Origin of the sequence: Bradyrhizobium sp. 2TAF36, assembly GCF_052114925.1 — a bacterium.
GTDB classification, from domain to species: domain Bacteria; phylum Pseudomonadota; class Alphaproteobacteria; order Rhizobiales; family Xanthobacteraceae; genus Bradyrhizobium; species Bradyrhizobium barranii.
Genome location: NZ_JBFRFR010000196.1, coordinates 1 through 4470 on the forward strand (window position 1 = coordinate 1; position 4470 = coordinate 4470).

The following is a 4470-nucleotide window of genomic DNA, read 5'->3' on the forward strand; positions in this document are numbered from 1 at the left end:
GTGTGCTAGTTCACAGCGTCGGCAGCGTCTGCTCTTCCTTGAACCATTTCAGCTGCAACGCGCCGAGCTTGCCGTTGAGCTTGTTGAAGAAGATGTCGGTATTGATCCAGTTGAGCAGGTTCTGCTCGCCCTGGCGCACGCCGACATGGGCCGGCGACTGGCGGATCAGGAATTTCAGCTCGACCTCCTTGGTCGGGTTCTGGTCCTGAACCTTCAACGCGATGGCACTGTTCTCGGCAAAGGTGTCGGCTTGTCCTGCGAGAAACGCGGCGAGCGCGGCCGGCGTGTCCTCGAAACGCACCAGCTTCACCTTCGGCGCGTTGTCGGTGAGCCAGACGTCGAGCGTCGAGCCCTTGGCCACCGCAACGCTGCGGCCGTCGAGATTGTCGGGCTTCTTGCCGGTCGCGGCCGGAATTGCCTTGGCGCCATAGACGCCGAGATTCACCACCGCATAAGGCTGCGAGAACATCACCTGCTGGGCGCGCTCGGGCGTCGCGCCGAGGCCCGCGATCAAAATGTCGATCTTGTCCGAGAGCAGGCTCGGGATACGCGCTGCGCCCGTCACCGGCACGAGCTCGAGCTTGACGCCCATGTCGGCGGCGATCAGCCGGGCGAGATCGGCATCTAAGCCCGCGATCTCGCCCTTGTCGTCCTTGAAGCCCCAGGGCGCGGCATCGGTCAGCAAGCCGACGCGCAGCTTGCCCGCGCCGAGCACGTCCTGGAGCTTGTCGGCTTGCGCGAGGGTGGGGGCAGCGAGCACGGCGAGCGCCGTGGCTGCGATCGCAAAGAGGGACTTCAATTTCGTCATGACTCTCTCCTGGTGGCGGATGGCTGGATGATCATTTCGCGGAGGCGATGAAGCTCGCGAGCTCGGGGGTTTCAGGATTGGCGAACAGTTTTGCCGGCGGGCCCTGTTCCCAGACGCGCCCCTGATGCATGAAGACGATGCGGTTGGCGACGTTGCGGGCAAAGCCCATCTCGTGGGTGACCAGGATCATGGTCATGCCCTGCTTCGCCATCGCCTCCATCACCTTCAGGACTTCGCCGACGAGCTCGGGGTCGAGCGCGGAGGTCACCTCGTCGAACAGCATGAGGTGAGGGGCCATGGCGAGGCAGCGCGCGATGGCGACGCGTTGCTGCTGGCCGCCGGAGAGCTGCTCCGGCCAGGCGTCGATCTTGTCGGCGAGGCCGACGCGGGTCAGCACATTTTCCGCCAGTGCACGCGCTTTCGCTTTGTCGATGCGGCCGGTGAGGAGCGGAGCCAGCGTGATGTTGCGCTCGACCTTCAGGTGCGGAAACAGATTGAAAGCCTGGAACACGATGCCGACGCGCTGACGGAATGCCTTCAGGTCAGGCATCCTGGCGTGGACCTTCTCGCCCTCGACGCGGATATCGCCGGAATCGACGCTCTCCAGTGCATTGATGCAGCGGAGCAGTGTCGACTTGCCGGAGCCGGAGCGGCCGATGATCGTGACGATCTCGCCTTCCTCGACGTCGAGCGAGACGCCCTTGAGCACCTCGACCTTGCCGAATGTCTTGTGCACGTCGCGGATTTCAACGAGAGCCATCGAGGCGGGCCTCCAGAGAGCGGGACCAGAGCGTGAGCGGCAGGCACAGCGCGAAATAGATCGCAGCGACCAGCGCGTAGGTGAGCAGCGGCTGGAACGTCGCCGCGCTCACCACCTGGCCGGCGCGGGCGAGCTCGACGAAGCCGAGGATCGAGGCGAGCGAGGTGCCCTTGATCAGCTGCACCAGGAAGCCGACGGTCGGCGGCAGCGACAGCCGCAGTGCTTGCGGCGCGATGATGTGGCGGAATTGCTGCCAGGCGGAGAGGCCGAGACAGCTGCCTGCCTCCCATTGCGCCTGCTTCACGGCTTCCAGCCCGCCGCGCCAGATCTCGCCGAGGAAGGCGGCGGTGTAGAGCGTGTAGGCGACGGTGACGGCGACGAGGGCCGGCACCTGGATGCCCAGGAACATCGGCATGCCGAAATAGAAGAAGAACAGCAACCCGAGCAGCGGCACGCTTTGGACGATCTGGATGCACGCCGCCATCGTCCAGCGGAGGCCGGCGAAGCGGCTGATGCGGCCCGTGGCGAGCGCCAGCGCCAGCGGCGCACCGAAGGCGAGCGCGAGTACGACGAGCGCAACTGTCCAGCGCAGCGCCGCGAACAGCGAGACGAAATCGATGAGGGTGAAGGATCGCATCGCTGTCCCCTCAGCGCCGCCGCGGCCAGCGGAAGGCCGCCAGACCGATGATGGCGAACAGCGCCTTGAACGACATCGCCATCGCGAAATAGACCACGCAGATCACCGCATAGACCTCGAAGCTGCGATAGGTGCGGCTCTCGATGAAGCCCGCGACATGAAACAGCTCGTCGGCGGCGACCTGCGAAGCGAGCGAGGTGCCGAGCAGCAGGAGGACGAACTGGCTGGTCACGGCCGGATAGGCATTGCGCAGCGCCGGCGGCAGCAGGATGTGACGGAACACCTGCCAGCCCGACAGCCCAAGGCACTGGCCGGCCTCGATCTGGTTCTTCGGCACGGAATCGAGGCCTGCGCGGATGATCTCGACCGAATAGGCGCCGAAATAGAGCGAGAGCGCGACGGCGGCGGCTTCGAACGCCGGCAGCTTCAGGCCGAAGTTCGGCAGCACGAAGAACACGATGAAGATCTGGATCAGCGACGGCGTGTTGCGGAACAGCTCGATGTAGCCGCGCACCAGCCAGCGCAGTGGCGTGATGCGGCCGTTCAGCGCGACCGCGCCGGCAACGCCGATCAAAAGCCCGGCCAGCGCAGCGATCACCGTCAGCTCGAGCGTGACGATGGCGCCGTCGATGAGCTGGTTCTGATAGCGCCACAGCGGCAGGAAATTCATCGGGCCCGCTCTCAGCCGAACTGGGTGGGCAGGGCGCGCGTGACGACGCCGTCGGCGTCGAGGCCGAGGATGACGCGCCAGCGGTCGAGGCAGGTGCAGGGATGCGAGATGCCGAAGGCGATGATGTCACCGACCGCAAGCGCGCCATCGGGCGCGACGGACAGGAACGCATGCTGGTCATTCAGACGGGTGACCGACAAGGTCTCGGCGAGCCCTTGTTGTTCGACGCCGTCGCGGAAGACGCGCAGCGGCACCGGCAATCCCTGATCGAAGGAAGCATCGCGCATGCCGAAGCCCGCGATCGCAAGGCTTGCCTCCGGCCGCGACAACACCTCGGCCCAAAGTTTGAGTGCAGGCTGGAAACCCTCGGCCGCCGAGTGCCGCGCGCCGTCGATGACGAGACCGCCGCGACGGTCGAGCTCGGCGAAAGCGCGCGCGTAAATACCGTGATCGGCGAAGAACAGGGCGCCTGAGCGCAAGAGGACGCTGGCGTTGCCGTCGGCCTGCGCACTCGGTGCGAGCGCGCGGGCGACGACGTCGAAATAGGCCGAGCCGCCGGAGCTGATGATCAGCGGCCGGCCCGGGGCAGCATGACGTACCAGCGCGAAGGCCGCGATGGTGCGCTCCATCAGCGCCGCGATCGCGCGCATCGTCTCGTCGGCATCGGGCGTTGCGACCGCGCCTTCGTAAGTGGCGACGCCGCCGAGCAGGAGGCCGTCGGCCGCGAGCACGGCTGCGATCRTCGCTTCGACCGCGGCGCGATCGCGCGCGCCGGCTCGGCCCGCGCCGAGCTCGACCAGCACGGACAATTCGCTGCGGCCCGCAATCCGGGCCGCTTCAGCGAGCGCTGCGACCGCCGCCGGTGAATCCGCGAAGGCGTGAAATTCGACGTCGGGATAGGCGCCGAGCAACGCGCCGAGCCGCCGGCCGGCCGCGAGGCCGCCGATCTCATTGGCCAGCAGCAGGCGCCGCTCGCCATGGGCGAGCAGCACGGCGGCCTGCTGGATGTTGGCAACCGTCGTGCCCCAGGCGCCGGCCTCGCGCAGCGACCGAGCGAGCTCCGGCGACATCGGCGTCTTGGCGTGGGGCGCAACGGCAACGCCGGCGCCCTTGCACCAGCGCAGGAAGAGGTCGCGGTTGGCTGCGAAGGCGGCTTCATCGAGCGTGAGGGCGGGCAGGGCGAGATCGCCGCGGCACGGCTGCCAATCCTGGCGGGCGATCTCCTCGATCGGCAGGCCATCGACCAGGGGGATGCCCCGCGTGGTCGTTGAAAGACGTTGGCTCTCCCACCGGGACAAGAACTGCATCGTCGCTCCCTCAGCGGCCCCTCGACCGCTCGGGAACGATAGGTCGGAATGACAACGTTGTCATTAGCGGATTCTAGCCAATCTTGGCGCGAATTCGATACAGGGAGGTAATTTGGTAAGGTGTTGTGCCCGTGAATTGGGCTAAAGCGTGATGGCATTAAGTTCGATAGCCTGAATTTTTCAGGTAATTGGCGCATTCCTCGGGGGTGAAGGCATCGAGTGCGTGGCCGATTGCGGCGCAGACCGCGTCGACGGTTCGCGCGGCAGCTTTGCGGAGCAGATGCTTGA

The 4470-nt window shown here is 66.3% G+C and carries 5 protein-coding genes; all 5 read right to left on the reverse strand.

The features are described from left to right. Positions 1-10 precede the first annotated feature (10 nt). Genes AB4Z51_RS44395 through AB4Z51_RS44415 form a run of 5 tightly spaced genes read right to left on the reverse strand, consistent with a single transcriptional unit; the run spans position 11 to position 4182 of the window. Positions 11-808, reverse strand: coding sequence for a transporter substrate-binding domain-containing protein (locus AB4Z51_RS44395; protein ID WP_441499718.1), 798 nt, complete (start codon positions 806-808; stop codon positions 11-13). Between the two features lie 31 nt (positions 809-839). Next, the gene (locus tag AB4Z51_RS44400) at positions 840-1568 is read right to left on the reverse strand and encodes an amino acid ABC transporter ATP-binding protein (RefSeq protein WP_441499719.1); all 729 of its coding nucleotides are present in this window, start codon (positions 1566-1568) and stop codon (positions 840-842) included. Next, the gene (locus AB4Z51_RS44405) at positions 1555-2205 is read right to left on the reverse strand and encodes an amino acid ABC transporter permease (RefSeq protein ID WP_071914840.1); all 651 of its coding nucleotides are present in this window, start codon (positions 2203-2205) and stop codon (positions 1555-1557) included. The genes AB4Z51_RS44400 and AB4Z51_RS44405 overlap by 14 nt, the downstream gene beginning before the upstream one ends. Before the next feature lie 10 nt (positions 2206-2215). Then, a complete protein-coding gene (locus AB4Z51_RS44410) occupies positions 2216-2875 on the reverse strand; it encodes an amino acid ABC transporter permease (protein ID WP_063983789.1) in 660 nt (219 codons plus the stop codon). Positions 2876-2886: 11 nt separating this feature from the next. Next, positions 2887-4182 (reverse strand): alanine racemase, encoded by a 1296-nt coding sequence (locus AB4Z51_RS44415; protein WP_441499720.1) that lies wholly within the window; start codon positions 4180-4182, stop codon positions 2887-2889. Between the last annotated feature and the right edge of the window lie 288 nt (positions 4183-4470).

Excerpts from the sequence above, each read along its gene's own strand:
- AB4Z51_RS44395 (WP_441499718.1), bottom strand. The coding sequence starts at position 808 with ATGACGAAATTGAAGTCCCTCTTTGCGATCGCAGCCACGGCGCTCGCC.
- AB4Z51_RS44400 (WP_441499719.1), bottom strand. The coding sequence starts at position 1,568 with ATGGCTCTCGTTGAAATCCGCGACGTGCACAAGACATTCGGCAAGGTC.
- AB4Z51_RS44405 (WP_071914840.1), bottom strand. The coding sequence starts at position 2,205 with ATGCGATCCTTCACCCTCATCGATTTCGTCTCGCTGTTCGCGGCGCTG.
- AB4Z51_RS44410 (WP_063983789.1), bottom strand. The coding sequence starts at position 2,875 with ATGAATTTCCTGCCGCTGTGGCGCTATCAGAACCAGCTCATCGACGGC.